Source organism: Bradyrhizobium sp. TM239, assembly GCF_036247985.1.
GTDB classification, from domain to species: Bacteria; Pseudomonadota; Alphaproteobacteria; order Rhizobiales; family Xanthobacteraceae; genus Bradyrhizobium; species Bradyrhizobium ottawaense.
In genome coordinates, this window is record NZ_BTIR01000011.1 from 1 (window position 1) to 17257 (window position 17257).

General features: G+C 65.5%; 16 protein-coding genes. 3 read left to right on the forward strand and 13 right to left on the reverse strand.

Annotated features, from left to right (window positions below; genetic code table 11):
* Window positions 1-216 precede the first annotated feature (216 nt).
* The 3 genes from AABA84_RS18515 to AABA84_RS18525 form a co-directional block, all read right to left on the reverse strand.
* Window positions 217-1224 carry an Hsp33 family molecular chaperone gene (locus AABA84_RS18515; RefSeq protein ID WP_212244004.1) on the reverse strand — a complete coding sequence of 336 codons (1008 nt, stop codon included), beginning with the start codon at window positions 1222-1224 and terminating at the stop codon, window positions 217-219.
* 311 nt (window positions 1225-1535) lie between these two features.
* Window positions 1536-2471 carry an ornithine carbamoyltransferase gene (gene argF / locus AABA84_RS18520; protein WP_212244003.1) on the reverse strand — a complete coding sequence of 312 codons (936 nt, stop codon included), beginning with the start codon at window positions 2469-2471 and terminating at the stop codon, window positions 1536-1538.
* Window positions 2471-3679, reverse strand: coding sequence for an aspartate aminotransferase family protein (locus AABA84_RS18525; RefSeq protein WP_338312687.1), 1209 nt, complete (start codon window positions 3677-3679; stop codon window positions 2471-2473). The genes argF and AABA84_RS18525 overlap by 1 nt, the downstream gene beginning before the upstream one ends.
* Before the next feature lie 456 nt (window positions 3680-4135).
* Here AABA84_RS18525 and AABA84_RS18530 point away from each other — a divergent pair, with 456 nt between their 5' ends.
* Window positions 4136-4648, forward strand: a complete 513-nt coding sequence (locus AABA84_RS18530) for a GcrA family cell cycle regulator (protein ID WP_028139786.1) — start codon at window positions 4136-4138, stop codon at window positions 4646-4648.
* Between the two features lie 239 nt (window positions 4649-4887).
* Here AABA84_RS18530 and phoB read toward each other — a convergent pair whose 3' ends face one another.
* The 10 genes from phoB to AABA84_RS18580 form a co-directional block, all read right to left on the reverse strand.
* Window positions 4888-5595: a phosphate regulon transcriptional regulator PhoB gene (gene phoB, locus AABA84_RS18535; RefSeq protein ID WP_094976360.1), complete on the reverse strand. Its 708-nt coding sequence runs from the start codon at window positions 5593-5595 to the stop codon at window positions 4888-4890.
* Window positions 5596-5617: 22 nt separating this feature from the next.
* Complete coding sequence (gene phoU / locus AABA84_RS18540) at window positions 5618-6334, reverse strand: phosphate signaling complex protein PhoU (protein ID WP_212244001.1); 717 nt, start codon at window positions 6332-6334, stop codon at window positions 5618-5620.
* Window positions 6335-6345: 11 nt separating this feature from the next.
* Window positions 6346-7164 carry a phosphate ABC transporter ATP-binding protein PstB gene (pstB, locus tag AABA84_RS18545; RefSeq protein WP_212243999.1) on the reverse strand — a complete coding sequence of 273 codons (819 nt, stop codon included), beginning with the start codon at window positions 7162-7164 and terminating at the stop codon, window positions 6346-6348.
* Entirely contained in the window at window positions 7161-8012 is an 852-nt protein-coding gene (gene pstA, locus AABA84_RS18550; RefSeq protein ID WP_212243997.1) for a phosphate ABC transporter permease PstA, read from the reverse strand. The genes pstB and pstA overlap by 4 nt, the downstream gene beginning before the upstream one ends.
* 4 nt (window positions 8013-8016) lie before the next feature.
* Window positions 8017-9006 carry a phosphate ABC transporter permease subunit PstC gene (gene pstC / locus AABA84_RS18555; RefSeq protein WP_026201750.1) on the reverse strand — a complete coding sequence of 330 codons (990 nt, stop codon included), beginning with the start codon at window positions 9004-9006 and terminating at the stop codon, window positions 8017-8019.
* 140 nt (window positions 9007-9146) lie between these two features.
* Complete coding sequence (gene pstS / locus AABA84_RS18560) at window positions 9147-10160, reverse strand: phosphate ABC transporter substrate-binding protein PstS (RefSeq protein ID WP_028139782.1); 1014 nt, start codon at window positions 10158-10160, stop codon at window positions 9147-9149.
* Between the two features lie 144 nt (window positions 10161-10304).
* On the reverse strand, window positions 10305-11606 hold the full coding sequence (locus AABA84_RS18565) for an ATP-binding protein (RefSeq protein ID WP_338312688.1): 1302 nt from the start codon (window positions 11604-11606) through the stop codon (window positions 10305-10307).
* A 71-nt stretch (window positions 11607-11677) separates the two neighbouring features.
* Window positions 11678-12736, reverse strand: coding sequence for a YbhN family protein (locus AABA84_RS18570; RefSeq protein ID WP_212243993.1), 1059 nt, complete (start codon window positions 12734-12736; stop codon window positions 11678-11680).
* A 477-nt stretch (window positions 12737-13213) separates the two neighbouring features.
* Window positions 13214-13516 (reverse strand): hypothetical protein, encoded by a 303-nt coding sequence (locus AABA84_RS18575; protein ID WP_212243991.1) that lies wholly within the window; start codon window positions 13514-13516, stop codon window positions 13214-13216.
* A 2-nt stretch (window positions 13517-13518) separates the two neighbouring features.
* Window positions 13519-14913: an OmpA family protein gene (locus tag AABA84_RS18580; protein WP_212243989.1), complete on the reverse strand. Its 1395-nt coding sequence runs from the start codon at window positions 14911-14913 to the stop codon at window positions 13519-13521.
* Between the two features lie 164 nt (window positions 14914-15077).
* Here AABA84_RS18580 and AABA84_RS18585 point away from each other — a divergent pair, with 164 nt between their 5' ends.
* Together AABA84_RS18585 and AABA84_RS18590 are read left to right on the forward strand one after the other, a co-directional pair.
* The gene (locus AABA84_RS18585) at window positions 15078-16136 is read left to right on the forward strand and encodes a polysaccharide deacetylase family protein (protein WP_338305938.1); all 1059 of its coding nucleotides are present in this window, start codon (window positions 15078-15080) and stop codon (window positions 16134-16136) included.
* Between the two features lie 242 nt (window positions 16137-16378).
* Window positions 16379-17179 carry an SDR family oxidoreductase gene (locus AABA84_RS18590; protein ID WP_212243979.1) on the forward strand — a complete coding sequence of 267 codons (801 nt, stop codon included), beginning with the start codon at window positions 16379-16381 and terminating at the stop codon, window positions 17177-17179.
* The last annotated feature ends 78 nt before the right edge of the window (window positions 17180-17257 follow it).

Sequence of the window (17257 nt, forward strand, 5' to 3'; positions counted from 1 at the left end):
CCTCTTGGTGAGCCGGGATGCACGACACATACGCCAAAACCGAATTTCGGCAAAGCGGAATATTTTTGTGCTGGTGGATTGACAGAGGGCGACACAGCGGCTCCCCGCCAAGCTGTCGTCGGGTGGGCAAAGCGAAGCGTGCCCACGTCTTTCGCCGCCGTCGAGCGCTCGTGGGCACGGCGCAAGTGCGCCTTTACCCACCCTACGAGAGCTCGCTCACGCGTCCTCCACGCCCGCCTCGTCCGGCGTGAAATCGTACACCGAGGAGCAGAACTCGCAGGTGACGACGACCTTGTCGTCCTTAACCATGGCGGCGCGGTCGTCGGGCGAGAAGCTCTTGAGCATGGAGGCGACCGCGTCGCGCGAGCAGGAGCACTGCGCCTTGAGCACCATCGGATTGAACACGCGCACGCCGCGCTCGTGGAACAGGCGGAACAACAGCCGCTCGCCGGAGAGCTCGGGATCGATCAGCTCGACGTCCTCGACGGTCTCGATCAGCGAACGCGCCTCGACCCACGCATCATCTTCGGCAACGCTGTGCACTTCGACGCCATCGGGGGCATCGCCGGGATGCAGATCAGCCTGCCGCGCACGCTCCGGCGCCTTCGGCAGAAATTGCATCAGCATGCCGCCGGCGCGCCAGCGATGCTTGCCGCCGTCGTTCGAACGCCACTCCTCGCCGACCGCGAGGCGCACGCGCGTCGGGATCTGCTCGGAGCGCAGGAAATATTCGTGAGCGGCGTCTTCCAGACTGCCGCCATCGAGCGCGACCAGGCCCTGGTAGCGGCTCATGTCGGGTCCCTGGTCGATGGTCATGGCAAGATGACCGCGGCCGAGCAGCGTGCCGGAATCCTTGGTATCGCCGAGACGCGCGGCATCAAAACGCGCATAGGCGCGCAGGCGATCCGGCGCCATGTAGTCGACGACCAGGAACGACACCGGGCCGTCGGTCTGGGCCTGCAGGATGAAGCGACCCTCGAATTTCAGCGCGGTGCCGAGCAGCGTCGTCAGCACGATGGCCTCGCCGAGCAGCTTGCCGACCGGCGCCGGATAATCGTGCTTGGTCAGGATCTCGTCGAGCGCCGGGCCAAGCCGCACCAGGCGCCCGCGCACGTCGAGCGCGTCGACCTCGTAGGGCAACACGGCGTCATCGATCGGAACCGCTGATGGCGCGCGAACCGGGCCTTCGGGGCCGGCTTTCATCTCAGGGGATTGGGAAACCATGGGGCGTTATCTGGGGTCGGAGGGCGGAAATGGAAGGGGGTGCGGGCGGTGTGTTCCGGATACAAGTCGAACTGAACGAAGCAACCTCAAACTCGGTGTCGTCCCGGGGCGCGCGAAGCGCGAGCCCGGGATCCATAACCACAGGATGACGTGATGGCGCGAGCTGACAACTCCGAGTCCTCGCCAAACTCAGTCCTGTGGCTATGGGTCCCGGATCGGCGCTCCGTTCTGGACAACGCTACGCGTTGCCAGAAGCTGCGCTTGTCCGGGACGACACCGTATGTGAGGTGATCGCCGAGCCTCCAGCGCAGCTACTTCACCGCGTCAAAACACCAGGCCAGAATGCCCTTCTGCGCATGCAGGCGGTTTTCGGCCTCGTCGAACACGACCGATTGCGGACCGTCGATCACTTCATCGGTGACCTCCTCGCCGCGATGGGCGGGCAGGCAGTGCATGAACAGCGCGTCGGGCTTGGCCAGCGACATCAGCTTGCCGTTGACCTGATAGGGCTTGAGCACGTTGTGGCGGTGCTCGCCTTCCTTGTCGCCCATCGACACCCAGGTGTCGGTGACGACGCAGTCGGCGCCGCGCACGGCGGCCTCCGGATCGGTGCCGAGCATGATCGGCGCGCCGGTCGCCTTGATGAAGTCGCGCATCGCTTTTTTCGGCGCGAGCTCCGGCGGGGTTGCGACATTGAGCTGGAACTTGAAGCGCTCGGCGGCGTGAGCCCAGGACGCCAGCACGTTGTTGTCGTCGCCGGTCCAGGCCACCGTCTTGCCCTCGATCGGGCCGCGATGCTCCTCATAGGTCATGAGGTCGGCCATCACCTGGCAGGGATGCGAGCGCCGCGTCAGGCCGTTGATGACCGGCACGGTGGCGTTGGCCGCGAGCTCCAGCAACGCGTCGTGGTTGAGGATGCGGATCATGATGGCGTCGACATAGCGCGACAGCACGCGCGCGGTGTCGGCGATGGTTTCGCCGCGGCCGAGCTGCATCTCGGCACCGGTGAGCATGATGGGCTCGCCGCCGAGCTGACGCATCGCGACGTCGAACGACACGCGTGTCCGGGTCGACGGGCGCTCGAAGATCATCGCCAGCGTCTTGCCTTCGAGCGGCCTGACCGGCTGCTGCGCCTTCTGCTTCGCCTTCATGGCGGAGGACGCCGCGAGCATGTTCTTGAGCTCGGACAGCGGCAGCTCGTTGATATCGAGGAAGTGCTTTGGAGTTTTATTGGGGGACTTGCTCATCAGCTTGCCGCCCGCTTGGTCTGGCTGGACGAGATCGCGGCGCAGGCGCGCTCGAGCCGCCCGACGCTGTCCTCGATCTCGGCTTCGGTCACGATCAGCGGCGGCAGGAAACGCACGACATTGTCGCCGGCCCCGACGGTGAGCAGCTTTTCGTGACGCAGTGCCGCGACGAGATCGCCGGAGGGCACCACGGCCTTGATGCCGATCAGAAGTCCTTCGCCGCGCACTTCGCTGACGACATCGGGATGACGGTCGATCACGGAGGCAAGCTTCTGCTTCAGCAGCAGCGACATTCTCTGCACGTGGTCGAAGAAGCCGGGCTTGAGCATGACGTCGAGCACGGCATTGGCCGCGGCGACCGCCAGCGGATTGCCGCCGAAGGTCGAGCCGTGCGAGCCGGGCCCCATGCCGGCCGCCGCATCCGCGGTTGCCAGCACCGCGCCGATCGGGAAGCCGCCCCCGAGCGCCTTCGCCAGCGACATCACGTCCGGCGTGACGCCGGTGCGCCGATAGGCGAACAGATCACCACTGCGGCCCATGCCGGTCTGCACCTCGTCGAAGGCGAGCAGCAGGCCCTTCTCCTCGCAGAGCTGGCGCAACGCCTTGAGGAAGGTCGGCGTTGCCGAGCGCACGCCGCCCTCGCCCTGGATCGGCTCGATCAGGATGCCGGCGGTGTGCGGACCGATCGCCTTCTTGACGGCCTCGATGTCGCCGTGCGGCAGCTGGTCGAAGCCATCCATGGGCGGGCCAAAGCCTTCGAGATATTTTGCAGATCCGGTCGCGGCGAGCGTTGCCAGCGTACGGCCGTGAAAGGCGCCTTCGAAGGTGATGATGCGATAACGTTCCGGATGACCCTTGGAGAAGTGATGATGGCGGACCAGCTTGATCACACCCTCCAGCGCTTCGGCGCCCGAATTGCAGAAGAACACGAAGTCGGCAAAGCTCTCGTTGCAAAGCCGGTTGGCGAGCTTCTCGCCATCCGGGCTCTGGAACAGGTTCGACATGTGCCAGAGCTTCGTCGCCTGCTCCTGCAACGCCTTGATCAGATGCGGGTGGCAATGGCCGAGCGCATTCACAGCCACGCCCGAGGTGAAATCGAGATAGCGATCGCCATTGGTCGCGATCAGCCAGCAGCCTTCGCCGCGCTCGAAGCCGAGGTCGGCTCTGGCGAAAACGGGGAGCAAATGCGGCGCTGCGCTGTTAGTCATGATGTCACTTGAATGTTGCGGACGGTGTGACGCGTGCATTGCGCAACGCACCATCGACCGGCCCGGAAAACGAAACGTGCCGCCTTTTAAGGGCGGCACGCGCGACTATCTTATGCCTGGCAAGACGGGTGTCAATGCCGCCCGGAAAGCCTCGCGAAACGCTGAATCCGTAGTCTTGCGGTGCCGATTTTGCGGGTTTTCACCACGGAACATGTGGAAGCGAGTCGGCGGACTCTTGCGCGGGAGTCACGCCATATTGTAGCGTTTGGATTGTCAGATACGACATCTCGTGCAGCGGTTCTGATCCCAAGAGTCCTCATGTACCGGCGTAAACGTTCGGGCGTCAGTCACGCGCCCGGCGAGCCTTAAGGGATTCTGACGGCACGGGTTTTTGAAGGCTTAGGCAATCGCTGCGAGGCCCCAGCATGGCTGGCGCGTAGCGAGGGAAAGGGTGCAATGACGGTTTTGACCTGGTCCGACGATCGCGTCGAGCAGCTGAAAAAGCTCTGGGAGGCCGGACTTTCGGCCAGCCAGATCGCAGCTGAGCTCGGCAATGTGACCCGCAATGCCGTGATCGGCAAAGTGCACAGGCTCGGTCTGTCCGGCCGTGCCAAGAGCCCTTCATCGGCAGCGCCCCGGCCGCGCAAGGCGCGTCCCGCGCAGCACATGATGCGGGTGACCCGCCCCATTGCGCGCGGCAACACCGCGCTGGCGCAGGCCTTCGAGGTCGAGGTGGAGGCTGAACCCGTCACCTACGACAACGTGGTGCCGATGAGCCAGCGGCTGTCGCTGCTCGAGCTGAACGAGGCGACCTGCCATTGGCCGGTCGGCGATCCCTCCAGCCCGGATTTCTTCTTCTGCGGCGGCAGGGCGCTGTCCGGCCTGCCCTACTGCGCCCAGCACTCGCGCGTGGCCTATCAGCCGGCGGCGGATCGCCGGCGCGCACCGGCGAAGCCGGGCCCGCGGTGAGCGGATTTAGCTGATCGCAAAGACGGCAGCCGTCACACGACGGCGCCTCAACCAACTCGGTGTCATCCCCGCGAACGCGGGGATCCATAACCACAGGGCGCAGTTGTCGCGCGAGATGGTCACTCCGAGTCTTCGCCAAATCACTGCCTGTGGTTATGGGTCCCGGATCTGCGCTGGCGCTTGTCCGGGACGACGCTGTGTGTGAGGCGACAGCCCACCAAATCCAGCGCTTGCAAACCCTACGCCTGCTCCGCCTTCGCGAAGCGGTCGTCCAGCGCGTAGCCGGCACCGCGGACGGTGCGGATCGGGTCCTGCTCGCGGCCGAGATTGAGCAGCTTGCGCAGGCGGCCGATATGGACGTCGACGGTGCGCTCGTCGATGTAGATGTCGCGGCCCCAGACGCTGTCGAGCAGCTGCTCGCGCGAGAACACGCGGCCGGGATGCTCCAGGAAGAACTCCAGCAGGCGATATTCGGTCGGACCGAGATCGATCGGCCGGCCCGAGCGCGCCACGCGGCGCTTGTCGCGATCGAGCTCGATGTCGCCATAGGCCAGCACTGTCGCGAGCCGCTCAGGACTGGCGCGGCGCAGCAGGCCCTTCACGCGGGCGAGCAGCTCCGGCACCGAGAACGGCTTGACGATGTAGTCGTCGGCGCCGGTCGCAAGTCCCCGCACCCGCTCGCTCTCCTCGCCGCGCGCGGTGAGCATGATGATCGGGAGCTGCTTGGTGTCGGGCCGGGTCCGCAGCCGGCGGCACAGCTCGATGCCCGACAGGCCCGGCAGCATCCAGTCGAGCACGATCAGGTCCGGGATGTGTTCCTTGAGGCGGGTGTCGGCGTCGTCGCCGCGCATCACCGTCTCGACGTCATAGCCGTCGCCTTCGAGGTTGTAGCGGAGAAGCTCGGTGAGAGCTTCCTCGTCCTCAACCACCATAATGCGTGCGCCCATGGTGTCGTCGCTCCTTAAGACTTCAGGTATTCGGGATCGTGGTGGCGAAGGTGGTCATGTCGCCCTTCGGCCGCTTGTCGGTCATCGCCTGGCCCTCGATCATGTAGAACACGGTCTCGGCGATGTTGGTGGCGTGGTCGCCGATCCGCTCGATGTTCTTGGCGCAGAACATCAGATGGATGCAGAACGAGATGTTGCGCGGATCCTCCATCATGTAGGTGAGGAGCTCGCGGAACAGCGAGGTGCAGATCGCGTCGACTTCCTCGTCGCCCTTCCACACCGCCATCGCCGCCGGCAGATCGTGTGCGGCATACGCGTCCAGCACCGACTTGACCTGCTGCTGCACGAGGTCGGTCATGTGTTCCAGGCCGCGGAACAGCTTCAGCGGATGGAAGTCGGTCTCCAGCGCGGCGACGCGCTTGCCCATGTTCTTGGCGAGGTCGCCGATGCGCTCGAGGTCGGTCGCGACACGCATCGCGCCGACGATCTCGCGCAGGTCCACCGCCATCGGCTGGCGGCGAGCGATGGTGAGCACGGCGCGTTCCTCGATGCGCTTCTGCAACGCGTCGAGCTCGGCGTCGATGGTGACGACGCGCTGGCCGAGCGCGACGTCGCGGCGGATCAGCGCGTCGACGGAATCGACGATCATGCGCTCGGCGATGCCGCCCATCTCGGCGACCAGGCGGGTGAGCTCCTGGAGGTCGGTGTCGAAAGCCTTTGCGGTATGTTCGGTACCCATATTGCGTCTCCTCAGCCGAACCGGCCGGTGATGTAATCCTGCGTGCGCCGGTCGGTCGGCGACGTGAAGATCTTGCTGGTGTCGTCGAACTCGATCAGTTCGCCGAGATACATGAAGGCGGTCTTGTCGGACACGCGCGCCGCCTGCTGCATGTTGTGCGTGACGATCGCGATCGTGTAGTTCTCGGACAGTTCCTGGATCAGCTCCTCGACCTTGGCGGTCGAGATCGGATCGAGCGCCGAGCAGGGCTCGTCGAACAGGATCACTTCAGGGCGCACCGCGACGGTGCGGGCGATGCACAGGCGCTGCTGCTGGCCGCCGGAGAGCGACAGGCCGGAGGCGTTGAGCTTGTCCTTGACCTCGTTCCACAGCGCACCGCCGCGCAGCGCCTTCTCGACCCGGTCATCCATCTCGGACTTCGAGATCTTCTCGTAGAGGCGGATGCCGAAAGCGATGTTCTCGTAGATCGTCATCGGGAACGGCGTCGGCTTCTGGAACACCATGCCGACCCGGGCGCGCAGCAGGTTGAGGTCGAGCCTGGGGTCGAGGATGTTGGTCTGGTCCAGCATGAGCTGGCCGGTGGCGCGCTGGCCCGGATAGAGGTCATACATCCGGTTGAAGATGCGCAGCAGGGTCGACTTGCCGCAGCCCGACGGGCCGATGAACGCCGTGACGCGGTTGGCGCCGAGCGTCAGGTTGATGTTCTTCAGCGCGTGGTGCTCGCCGTAATAGAAATTGAGATTGCGCACCGTCACCTTGGCCGGGGCTTCCGGCAGCGGCTGCGAGGCCAGATGGGCGCTGGAACTCATGGATACGGACAGGTCGGTCATTTTGCAGTCCTCTCGGCGCCGAGGATGCGCGCGCCAATGTTCAGGGCAAGCACGGTGAGCGTGATCAGCAGCGCGCCGCTCCAGGCGAGCTGCTTCCAATAGGCGTAGGGGCTCTGGACGAAGTTGTTGATGGTGACAGGCAGGTTGGCCATCGTCTTGTTCAGGCCGAGGCTGAAGAACTGGTTCGACAGCGCGGTGAACAGCAGCGGCGCGGTCTCGCCCGCGACGCGGGCGGTGGCGAGCAGCACGCCGGTGATGAGGCCCGAGCGCGCGGCGCGATAGGCGATCCGCTTGATCACCAGCGAGCGCGGCAGGCCCAGCGCCGAGGCCGCCTCGCGCAGGGGATTCGGCACCAGCAGCAGCATATCCTCGGTGGTGCGCAGCACGACCGGGATCACGATGACGGCGAGCGCGAGCGCGCCTGCGATCGCGGAGAAGCCACGCATCGGCACCACCACCGCGCCATAGATGAACAGGCCGATGATGATCGAGGGCGCCGAGAGCAGGATGTCGTTGATGAAGCGGATCACCGAGGTCAGCTTGTCGTTGCGGCCGTATTCGGCGAGATAGGTGCCGGCGAACAGGCCGAGCGGCGCGCCGATGCCGACGCCGATCACCGTCATGATGATCGAACCGACGATCGCGTTGCGCAGGCCGCCTTCGGTCGAGCCCGGAGGTGGCGTATCCGCGACGAAGAGCTCGAGATTGAGGCCGGCCAGGCCGTTGAAGAGCAGCGTGATCAGGATCAGCGCGAGCCAGGTGACGCCGAAGGCGGCCGCGGCGAAGCAGAGTCCGCGGATGACGATGTCCTTGCGGCGGCGACGCGAATAGATCGGATTGAGCGCCATGACGTTACTTCCCCGCCTTCTTGTCCAGCCGCATCAGCATCAGCCGCGCGGCGGCCAGCACAAAGAACGTCAGCACGAACAGCAAGAGGCCGAGCAGGATCAGGCCGGACTGGTGCAGGCCGTCGCTCTCGGCGAACTCGGATGCGATCGCCGCCGAGATCGTGGTGCCCGGCGCGAAGATCGATGAGGAGATGCGGAACGAGTTGCCGATGATGAAGGTCACCGCCATGGTCTCGCCGAGCGCGCGGCCCAGCGCCAGCATGACGCCGCCGATGATGCCGACGCGGGTGTAGGGGATCACCACGCTGCGGACGACTTCCCAGGTGGTGCAGCCGACGCCGTAGGCGGCCTCCTTCAGAACCGGCGGCACCGTCTTGAACACGTCGACCGAGATCGAGGTGATGAAGGGCAGCACCATGATGGCGAGGATCAGCGCGGCGTTGAACGTGCTGAGATAGGACGGCGGACCGGCGAAGATCGCGCCCAGCACCGGGACGCCGTCGAAGATCCTGATCATGAAGGGCTGGAAGGTGTTGGCCAGGAACGGGCCCAGCACGAAGAAGCCCCACATGCCGTAGATGATCGAGGGAATGCCGGCGAGCAGCTCGATCGCCATGCCGATCGGGCGGCGCAGCCATTGCGGGCAGAGCTCGGTGAGGAAGATCGCAATGCCGAGACCGACGGGAATGGCGATCAGCATCGCGATGAAGGAGGTGACGAGCGTGCCGTACATCGGCCCGAGCGCGCCGAGCACGGGCGGATCGGCCGACGGCGCCCAGCGCTGCGTCCACAGGAAGGAGAAGCCGTATTCCTTCATCGCCGGGAACGCGCCGACGATCAGCGAGACGATGATGCCGCCGAGGATGAGCAGCACCGAGATCGCGGACAGCCGCGTGATCCAGTAGAAGGTGACGTCGCCGAGCTTGAACGCGCTCAAGGCCTTGGCGCGGTCATACGGTCCGGCGTCGTCGATTACATCGCTCTGAACGGCCATCTCTGCCACGCCGATCCCCTGTGCCCGTTATATACGCTTGTTGTCAGTCTTTTTGTCGGTCTCGCGCTCCGGACGCGGCGCACGCCGATCCGGAGCGGAAGTCTTGCGGGTCCCGGCGCGGCGTCCGGGACAGGAGCACCTTAGCTCTTGATCTCGGCAGCCCAGGTCTTCTCGATCAGGGTCACGACGCCCTCGGGCATCGGGATGTAGTCGAGCTCTTCAGCCGCCTTGCCGCCGCTCTTGAAGGCCCAGCGGAAGAACTTGATGGCTTCCTGCGAGGCCGCCTTGTCGGTGGCGTCCTTGTGCATGAGGATGAAGGTCGCCGCCGTGATCGGCCAGGACTTCTCGCCGGGCTGGTCGGTCAGGATGACGTAGTAGCCGGGCGCCTTGGCCCAGTCGGCGTTGGAGGCGGCCGCCTGGAAGGCTTCGACGGTCGGCTGCACCGGCTTGCCGGCCTTGTTGACGAGACCGGTGTAGGTCAGCTTGTTCTGCTTGGCATAGGCGTACTCGACGTAACCGATCGAGTTCTTGGTCTGGCTGATGTTGCCCGACACGCCTTCGTTGCCCTTGGCGCCGACGCCGACCGGCCACTCGACCGCGGTGCCCTCACCGACCTTGCTCTTCCAGTCCGCGCTGGCCTTGGCGAGATAGTTGGTGAAGTTGAAGGTGGTGCCCGAACCGTCCGAGCGGCGGACCACGGTGATGGCTTCCGAAGGCAGCTTCACGTTCGGATTGAGCTTCTTGATCGCGGCGTCGTCCCACTTGGTGATCTTGCCGAGATAGATGCTGGCGAGCGTCTCGCCGTCGAACACCATCTCGCCGGGCTTCACGCCCTCGAGGTTAACGACGGGGACGATGGCACCCATCACCATCGGCCACTGCACGAGGCCGTCCTTCTCGAGCTGCTCGGCCTTGAGCGGCGCGTCGCTGGCGCCGAAGGTCACGGTCTTGGCCTGGATCTGCTTGATGCCGCCGCCGGAACCGATCGACTGGTAGTTCAGACCGTTGCCGGTCTCCTTCTTGTAGGCGTCAGCCCATTTGGAATAGATCGGGAACGGGAACGTGGCGCCGGCGCCGGTGATGTCGGCAGCAAAGGCCGCTGTCGCCGATGCGGCGACCAAGCCGGCAGCGACGATCGTCTTGAGGAAATTCATGCTGGTCTCCATACAGGGGAGCGAAGCGCCATCAGCGCCCGATCGCGCTCCCCGTGCCGCCCCTTTAGGAGCGGTCGGCTGTGCTTTTACGAAGGTTTCGTGACAGCTGGATGACTATCTTAAGCGACTGAAATCGTTATAAATTCAGCTCAGAGCCGCAGGCTTGCCCTGGGGAAAACAGGCGGTGAAAGTGGCGCCCTGCTTGGGCACGCTCTCGATCAAAAGCCGGCCGCGATGACGGTTAAGAATATGTTTCACCAGCGATAATCCGAGCCCGGTGCCGCCCTGCGAGCGACTGTCGCCGACGTCGACCCGGTAGAACCGCTCGGTCAGCCGCGGCAGGTGCTCGGGCGAGATGCCGGGGCCGAAATCGCGGACCATGATCCGGATTTCCTGAGTTCCATCAGTGGCCGCGCCAGATGTCAGCGTCACGATGACGCGTCCGCCGGAGGCGCCGTATTTGAGCGCGTTCTCGATCAAATTCTCGAACAGTCGGAGCAGCTCCTCGCGGTCGCCCGCGATCATCACCGGGCCATCGGGCAGATCGATCTCGACCTCGACCTGGCGCTCGCGCGCCAGCGGCTCGAGCCCGTCGGCGACCTGGCGGATGATCGGCAGCAGGTCGACCAGCGTGTCGGGCCGGACATGGGCCGACAGCTCGACCCGCGACAGCGACAAGAGATCGTCGATCAGGCGCGCCATGCGGGTGGCCTGGTTGTGCATGATGCCGAGGAAGCGCTCGCGCGCCTTGGGATCGTCCTTGGCCTGGCCCTGCAGCGTGTCGATGAAGCCCGACAGTGCGGCCAGCGGCGTGCGCAGCTCGTGGCTGGCATTGGCGACGAAGTCGGCGCGCATCTCCTCGACCCGGCGCAGCGGCGTCTGGTCGTGGAAGGTCATCAGCATGCATTTGTCGGCGCCGCCGAAGCTGGTCGGCACCGGCACCGGCGTGATCATGAGCTCCATCCAGCGGTCGACCGGGACGTGGTCGAGATAGGTCGCGCGCCGTGGCTCGGTGGTCGCGATCGCCTCGCGCAGCGCCGTGATGATCTCCGGCGAGCGCAGCGCGAACTGGGCGAGCTCGTTCCTGCGCAGCGCCGGCGCGAGCTGGGCGGCTGCGGCGTTGAGGTGGATGACGCGGCCGGCGCGGTCGAGCAGCACCGCCGGATCCGGCATGCCGGCGACGACCGCGGCCACCGCCGCGCTCTCGACCGGGGTGATCCGCCTGACGTCGTCGCGCGAGGCGGCGGGATCATGCAAGCGCCACGGGATCAGCGCCGCCGCCGCGATACAGAGGAACACGATCGCGGCGTGCAACGCCGACAATTCGCCGAGCGAGACCACGACGGACAGCGCCAGCGCCGCGGCGATCAGGATCACGGTCGAATGCCGCAGCCGGTCGGACCAGGGCTGGGCGGAGGGAGAAGAAGATGGGGCGTCGATCGCCATCGGGGCGGACTTCTCCTGGTGGTTTGTCCTTAAGACTTCACTCCTAAGGCCTGACTCCTAAGGCCTTACTCCTAAGGCTTGGCGCCGTCGCTGCGCTCTCTCACGTAAGCGGCTTCACGCGCCGGGCCGGGGTCGAGCTTGAGCGCCGCCTGCTGCAAGCGCTTCGATCGTGCGCCGATGATAACTTCGCGAAACGTCAGCAAGATTACAGATATGACGAAAGGGGACAGATAATAGAGGACGCGGAACAGCAGCATGCCGCCCAGAAGTTCCTCGCGATCCATCTGCCAGAGACCGACCAGCATGGCGGCGTCGAACACCCCGAGCCCGCCGGGCGAGTGGCTGGCGAAGCCGAGCAGGGTGGCCGAGACGAAGATCACCGCGACCACGACAAAGCCGAGATTGGGCTCGTCCGGGACCAGCACGTACATCGCGAGCGCGCAGAAGCCGAGATCGACGATGCCGATCGCGATCTGGAGCAGCGTCAGCGGGCCGCCGGGCAACACCACGGTCCAGGGCCCGCGGCCGACCACGCGCGGCTGGGTCCAGACCCAGACCACGTAGCCGACCAGCCCGACGATGATCATCAGCGCCATCACCCGGTTCAGCCAGGGCGGAAGCAGGTCGATCGAGGCGGCGGCCTCCGGATGATAGGAGATGCCGAGGCCGAGCACGGCGGCATTGCCGAGCCAGAAGGTCAGGCCGGCAAGGAAGCAGATCTTTGCGACGTCGATCGCGTTCAGCCCGTAGGCCGAATAGATGCGATAGCGCACCGCACCGCCGGTGAAGACGCTGGCGCCGACATTGTGGCCGATCGAATAGCTGGTGAAGGCCGCCAGCGCGTTGATGCGATAGGGCACATGGGCATGGCCGATCGCGCGCACGGCGAACAAATCGTAGAAGGTCAGGGTGAAATAGCCCGCGGTGACGAACAGCGCCGCCATCGCAATCTGGGTCGGCTCGGTGCTCTTGATCGCCTCGAGGACTTCGTTGAAATCGATGCCTCGCAGCATGTGGTAGAGCACATAGCAAGCGATGCCGATAACCGCGACGCTGATCACAACGCCAAGCTTATGCAGGATTTGCTTCTGGCGCAGAAACGACACCGCCCTGCGTATGGCTTCCAGCATCTAGACCTCGAACAACGCTTCAGCGGCCAGGGTGGCCGGCGAACAGGCGGACGACGCACAGGCACTCAACGAACGGCACTCGACGATCCCTTGCCGCCGGCTCCGGCATCGCGCATGCCCCCCGCCCCTCCACTAGCGCGTTTTGGGGCGGAGTGGAATTCGCCAATTCGAACAAAAACACGTGCATTCAATATTTTAGGCAGGGTTGCGGGCTCCTGATGCACGGTTTGGCGCCTTCGGCGGCAGGACTTGAGGCGAATCTCCATGGCGATCCTGCGCAGGCGCCATGAAGTTTTGATGATTTCGGCCGCATAATGTTCCTTCACGCCTTAAGCCGACGTCAATCTATGGACCGCGCCCGCCTGTTGAAAGAGGGCGGTCGACGCTGCCGTTCACGGATTTCCGGCGCGCCGTAAGGCCGCGGCGGCCCCGCTCCAGCGCCTCACTCCGACCGAAGGGGTCGGGTGCGTAGCAACGTCACAGAGCGGCGGGCGGTGCGGTGCGCGCAACCACCCGGTCGCGCAGCCAGGCGCCGATGGTGCAGCCGACGAGGTAGCAGGCGAACATGATCAGGCCGAGATCGAGCCAGTAGCCGAAGCGGCCGGGAACGACGTGTGCGAACGAGGCCGCGACCAGGGCGGCAGCAAGCGCGGCGAGCCAGCGCGCCGTCACCTTCGAGGTGCCGTTGCCGCGCTGGACCACCGAGATCCAGCCCATGCAAAAGCCCAGCAGCAGCGAGCCGATCAGCCAGCCCAGATGGAACGAGACGAGATAGGGCATCGTCACCTCACCAGAAATTCGATGCGGCGGTTCTGCGCCTTGCCTTCGTCGGTGTCGTTGCCGGCGAGCGGCTGCGTGCTGCCATGGCCGACCGCGGTGAAGCGGCTGGCGGGCAGGCCGGCCTTGACCAGATAGTCGATCACCGCCTGTGCGCGCTTCTCCGAGAGAGCCCGGTTGAAGCCGTCCTCGCCGTCGGCGTCGGTATGCCCGGCAACCTCGACATTGGTGGTAGGGCAGCGCAGCGCCGTCTCGATCAGATGATCGAGGATGGCGGCGGAATCCGGATCGATGTCGGCGCGCTTGGCCGCGAAGCGAATCTTGCCCTTGGCGAGAAGGTCCGTGAACAATTGCTGGCACACGGTGCCGTCGACCGGGCCCGCCGCGGGCTTCACGGTGATCTCCGGCTTGTACTGCCAATTCTTCGGGAAGTCCTTGCCGAGGCCGGCGCGGATGTCGTTGGCGGCCGCCTCGTAGAGCGCGTCGCCCGACAGCTTCACCTCGCGGTCGGAGACGACGAGCGTGCCGGTCGACAGCCGCGACAGCGCGCCGAGCGCTGCGACCACGGCGGTGTTGAAGGAGCCGGGCGCGCCGACGCTGGCCTTGAGATTGTCGACGACCTTCTCGGTGAAGAATTTTCGCGCGGCGCTGGTGGCGATCGCGGCGTGGATGGTGTTGTCGGGAACGTAGCCGGTCAGCGTCACGGTCGCGGCGACCGGATCCTTGTAGGCCTGGAAGATATAGGGCGGCGCCTTGACGTCGTTGGCGGCGACCGAGAAGCCCTCGGGCAGGTTCTTCAACGCAGCCACGATCGCCTCGCGGCCGCCGAGATCGCGCGCCATGCCCGACAGATTGACCTTGGTGTCCGTGATCGTGATCTTGCCGTCCTTCAGCTTGCCGATCTGGTCCAGCAGGAGCATCGCGGCGGCCTCGAACCGCGGCGGCGCACCGCGCGCCAGCCCCATCTGGTCGGCCACCTCGACGCCGCCGACCTCCTTGCGGGCCGCCTCGGTCAGCCGGCCCTTCATCGACGGCAAGGGCGCGGAGCCGGACAGCGTCACCCGCACCACGTCGCGCTCGGCGTTCCAGACGAAGGGTTTGGCCTCGGGAACAAGGCGGGTCCGGTCGTCGACCAGGCGCACGCCGGGGACGGTCTCGACCGCCACCACGGCATCGCGGCGCCCCTCCTCGGAGAAGGCGTCCGCGGCCAGGCTGACGTCGCGGCCGTCGACCGCGATCCGGGTCTTGTCCAGAACGGTGTCCTTCAGCGCCGCCGAGCTGCGGGCCGACAGGTCGGCTTCGACCGGTAAGGTGTTATTCCAGGCCGCAAATCCCCACATGACGGCCAAGGGGATCAGCCCCGGCCACCATTTGCTGGCCCACTTGAAAAGCTTCTGCATTCGACGACCCGAACTCTGGAACCGGAGACAAAACAAACCCTTGGCAGGCTGTCAAACCGGAAATGGTGCCCTTGCGAAGGCCCCGCCTGGACAATCGGAATAACTTTTTCTTCAAGGGTTCTTCCGTAAGTTGAAAGTGGAATGCCAGAGTCCGCCAGCGGGTCATGAAACAACTGCGTAACAACGTCATCCGCGCCGGGCTGGGAGCACTCTATTTCAGCGGGGCGCACCACCTGCTGCGCCCGCTTTTGTCGGGCGTCGGCGCCATTTTCATGCTGCACCACGTGCGGCCGGCCCGTGAGGCCGCGTTCCAGCCGAACCGGCATCTCGAAGTCACCCCCGAATTCCTGCGTGCGACGCTGTGCCATCTGCGCTCGCGCGACATCGACATCATCAGCATGGACGAGCTGCATGAGCGGCTGGTGCAGGGCCGGTTCGACCGCCGCTTCGCCGCCTTCACCTTCGACGACGGCTATCGCGACAATCTGGACTACGCGCTGCCCGTGCTGCGCGAATTTGACGCGCCTCTGGCGGTCTATGTCGCGAGCGATTTTGCCGAGGGCACTGGACGGCTGTGGTGGGCGGCGCTGGAGGCCGTGATAGCCAAGGTCGAGCAGATCGACGTCAGAGTAGGCCATTCCGTGCTGCGGCTCGATGCGACGACGCCAGCCGCCAAGCAGGCAACGTTCGACCGGCTGCACGATTGGCTGCGCGCACTGCCGGGCGAGCACGATCTCAAACGGGAGATCGAGGCGCTCTGCGCGACATACGATGTCGACATGGCAGCGCTGTGCCGCAGCCTCTGCCTGTCCTGGGCCGAGCTGAAGACCTTTGCCGCCGATCCGCTGGTCACGATCGGCGCGCACAGCGTCAGCCATTGCAACCTCGCCAAGCTGGCGGAAGACATCGCCGCGCAGGAGATCGCCACGAGCCGCGCGCGGATCGAGCAGGCGCTGGACCGCCCCGTGCTGCATCTCGCCTATCCCTATGGCGACCGCGAGGCCGCGGGGATGCGCGAATTCGGCCTTGCTGCAACGGCGGGCTTCAAGACCGCGGTGACGACGCGGCCCGGCATGCTGTTCGCCGACAATGCCGCCCACATGACGGCGCTGCCGCGCGTTTCGCTCAACGGCAACTACCAGGACGCGCGAATCCTGCCGGTGCTGACCTCGGGCGCCGCAACCGCGATGTGGAACGGTTTTCGCCGGATCGCGGCGGCGTAGGCGCTCCGATCACCGCCGTCGTCCCTGCGAACGCAGGGACCCATACCGCGTGATCTATCGGTTTGTGATCGGTGGGCGGACCGAACGACTAGCCTTCGCCAAACTTCTCCCTGTGGTTATGGGTCCCTGCGTTCGCAGGGACGACACTGAGCTGGTTGAACGGCTCATGCATTCCACGCGCGGCCTTCCTTGACTCCCCACCCCTCCCCGCTCAAAAGATCGCCAACCCAGGGAGGCACCATATGTTCAACGATCTGTTCTCGCTCAAAGGCCGCGTCGCGCTGGTGACCGGCGGCTCGCGCGGCATCGGCAAGATGATCGCGGCGGGATTTCTCAGCGCCGGCGCTGCGAAGGTCTACATCACCGCGCGCAAGGCGGGGCCGTGCGAGGCCACCGCCAAGGAGCTCACTGCGCAATATGACGGCGAGTGCATCGCGCTCCCGATCGACATCTCGACCGTCGAAGGCTGCGACAGGCTCGCCGGCGAAATCATCAAGCTGGAGCCGAAGCTCGACATCCTCGTCAACAATGCCGGAGCTGCCTGGGGCGCGGAGTTCGACGAGTTCCCCGAAAGCGGCTGGGACAAGGTGATGGATCTCAACGTCAAGTCGCTGTTCTTCCTGACCAAGGCGCTGGCCAAGCCGCTACGCGCGGCGGCGTCGCACGAGCGGCCGGCGAAGGTGATCAACATCGCCTCGGTCGACGGCATCTTCGTCAATCCGGGCGAGACCTATTCCTACGCCGCCAGCAAGGCTGCCGTGATCCACCTGACGCGGCGCATGGCGACGAAATTGATCAAGGACAACATCAACGTCACCGCGATCGCGCCGGGCGCGTTCAAATCCGACATGAACCGCGCCGCGCGCGACCATTCGGACGAAGTCGCAAAGCGCATTCCGGCGCGGCGGATCGGGACCGACGAGGACATGGCAGGGCTGGCGATCTATCTCGCCTCGCGTGCGGGTGATTACGTGGTCGGCAACACCATCGCCGTCGATGGCGGCGTGGTGTATGCGAATGCCGGGCTGGAGATCGCGGGGTAGGCGTCGCGAGCTAGCATAGAGCGCGCCTCATACTCGCTGCCATGCCCCGGCTTGACCGGGGCATCCAGTACGCCGCGG